This window comes from Thermotoga sp., assembly GCF_021162145.1.
GTDB lineage: Bacteria > Thermotogota > Thermotogae > Thermotogales > Thermotogaceae > Thermotoga.
The window spans coordinates 1-2,701 of record NZ_JAGGZH010000015.1; the positions used below are offsets into that span (position 1 = coordinate 1).

At 41.4% G+C, this 2,701-nt stretch carries 3 protein-coding genes; all 3 read right to left on the reverse strand.

Annotation, left to right across the window (positions count from 1 at the left end; genetic code table 11):
- Positions 1-508: carbohydrate ABC transporter permease (locus J7K79_RS01525; protein WP_296904398.1), on the reverse strand; the 508-nt coding region annotated here is incomplete at its 3' end.
- A 68-nt stretch (positions 509-576) separates the two neighbouring features.
- The gene (locus J7K79_RS01530) at positions 577-1,833 is read right to left on the reverse strand and encodes a sugar ABC transporter substrate-binding protein (protein ID WP_296904401.1); all 1,257 of its coding nucleotides are present in this window, start codon (positions 1,831-1,833) and stop codon (positions 577-579) included.
- A 32-nt stretch (positions 1,834-1,865) separates the two neighbouring features.
- Positions 1,866-2,701 (reverse strand): beta-L-arabinofuranosidase domain-containing protein (locus tag J7K79_RS01535; RefSeq protein WP_296904403.1); only part of this gene is annotated, 836 nt, incomplete at its 5' end.

Below are 2,701 nucleotides of genomic sequence, written 5' to 3' on the forward strand. Positions count from 1 at the left end.
GACCCGTGTAAAATGTATAAATGTTTAGAACAGCTAAAAGCCATCTCACATAACTAGAATCCATCAACCAATTTGGAGGGTTGTTGATCCCAATCAGTGTTAAAAGATAGTTCACTATTCCTAGCTCCTTATTGAAAATCAGCTGGAAAGCGAACGTCAGAGCAATTATCGGAACCACAGCTGGTACAAAATAGAGAAAGCCAAAAAATCTGGTTCCTTTTACTTTTTGATTTACAAGAATCGCCAGGAGTAGAGCCCAACTAACAGATATGAGAACGGACAATAAGGTATAAAGGAGTGTAAATTCCAGAACTATCCAAAATTCAGATCCACTTTGAAACATCCTAGCATAATTTGAAAATCCAACCCATTTTGGAGCTGATATCATATCCCACTTGCAAAAACTGAGAAGAAATACCGCTATAATAGGCCCCCCAGTGAAGAGAACGAAGCCAATGATCCAAGGAGATATAAAAAGATAAGCAACTTTGTTTTTGGCTTTTTGCATGGATTTCTTTCCTCCTTCGCTCACTGCTCCGTATGAAAATGAACGGGGGTGTAGAACCCCCGTTCAAATCATTCCGTAACCACTACTCTTTCTTCTCCGAGAATGTCCTTTGCTTTTTCAATAGCCCTCTCAACAACTTCATCGACAGACATCTGACCCAATATAGCCGCATTGAAGTCTTTTACCAAGTCAAATGTCAAACCCGGTGGTAACAATGTGTAGCCCCATTCTGCGAATTCTGCTGTTTTTTCTATAGCTTCCCAGTTTCTGGGACCTTTCGGCCCTTCGACTCTGTAATAACCCTTCTTAAGTATGGAAATACGAGCAGAAGGATTGTTATAAGCTTTGTTGATTAGTTCTTGTCCTTCTTCGCTCATACAAAATTCTATAAATTTCCATGCAGCATCTTTCACTTTACTCTTTGCGTTGATGGCAAAGAAACCTGTGTGAAGGGTGGAATAATGCCTTACTCCTTTTGGAATAGGAGCTATATCCCAGCTAAAATCCTTTATATCTTTGTAGACAGATGTCATCCAACTTCCATTGAAAGCCATTGCTGCTTTTCCCGCCATGAATAGATCAGCAGAGACAACACCAGATGTAGTAACTTGTGGTGAAGCAACTACTTTATACTTATTTGTCAAATCGTACCACCATCTGAGGAATTCCTTGGCACCCTTACCAAAAACAAATCTTCCTTGTTCGTCTACTATCTTGTCACCGAATGTTCCGATCAGTGAATACCACAACCCCTGAAAACCTAATGCATCGCAACCATACTGGACTACCTTCCCACTTTCTACTACAGTCAATTTCCGTGCAGCCTCTTCAAAGTCTTTCCATGTCCAGTTTTCATTGGGGTAAGGTATCCCGGCTTTGTCAAATATATCTTTGTTATAGTACAAGATCTCTGTGGCGAAACACCACGGCAGACCGTACAAATGCCCCTGTAGCTCCATAAGCTGCTTAACAGCAGGAATAAAATCATCAACACTCAACTCTTCACTTTGTTGGATATAATCATCAAGAGGCACGATCCAACCTGCTTTTGCAAAGTCTGCAAGGTCTGCTTCCCATAAACACAACACGTCGGGAGCGTTTCCAGCAAGTGCCATTGACCTTAATTTCTGTGAGTATTCTGCTTCTGGTATTTGGATGAATTCTACCTTGATATTCGGATACTTCTTCTCGAAAGCTTTTACATAATTATAGGGATCCGGAGGAAGAGCATTCCAGTGTGCATAGCGGATAACAATAACATCATTTGCAAAACTCAACAGAGCAAATCCTACCAATAGGGTGAGGAATACCATCAATCTCCTCATAATACTAACACCTCCCAAAAGTGAAGAGTTCTTTACGCTTTCCCCAGCCACACTGCCATAGAACCAGGTTCTCTATTAGCCCATGCGCAATATGGAACGAGGGTGAAAAGCACTGGAATTTCTTTCGCTTTTGATAATGATCTGTAAAGTTTTCCTTTCCATTCAGAAAGTTCTATCGCTTTTCCCGTTCCCTTAAGAAACACCACTTCTCTGTCAAAGATTCTCCCCTTTTCTTCCTTCATACCTTCTGAATCTACAGTGAGAGTCCACACGTGGAAATTCGGATTGTCTACTTGCTCTGCACAATAGACGATAGGACCTCTTCTCACAGCTACTTTTCCCAAATTATTTCTCACAAGTGGATGTGCTTCTATAAGCTCTGGCTTCATTTTAAGAGAGAATTCAATGGTATGTTTCCCATCCCAGCAACGATTCAATTCCACATAACCATTTTGTGTTTCCACTGAATATTCCTTTCCGTCTATTCTGACGGAGAGGTCGTTTGACCAGCTTGGTACCCTGAGATAGATGCTGAACGGTTCTTCAATACTTGTCTCAATAGTGAAGTATACGTGCCCATTCCATGGATAATCGGTCTCCTGCTCAATTTTCACGGAAGAGCCTTTGAACAAAAATTCAGCAGAGCTTTTTTCGTACAGATGCACTTGTATCCCTTTATTCGAAACAGTATACATGTAACCGGGAAGGGAGGCTATAAATCGTGCGAGATTTGGAGGACAACACGCACAGTCGAACCATTTCTGTCTTCTTGTTCTTCCAGAATCCTCCAGCGGATTGAAATAGAAATAGTGCCTCCCATCAAGAGATATCCCCGCCAAGAGGCCGTTGTACAATACCTGTTCCATTA

Excerpts from the sequence above, each read along its gene's own strand:
- J7K79_RS01530 (WP_296904401.1), bottom strand. The coding sequence starts at position 1,833 with ATGAGGAGATTGATGGTATTCCTCACCCTATTGGTAGGATTTGCTCTG.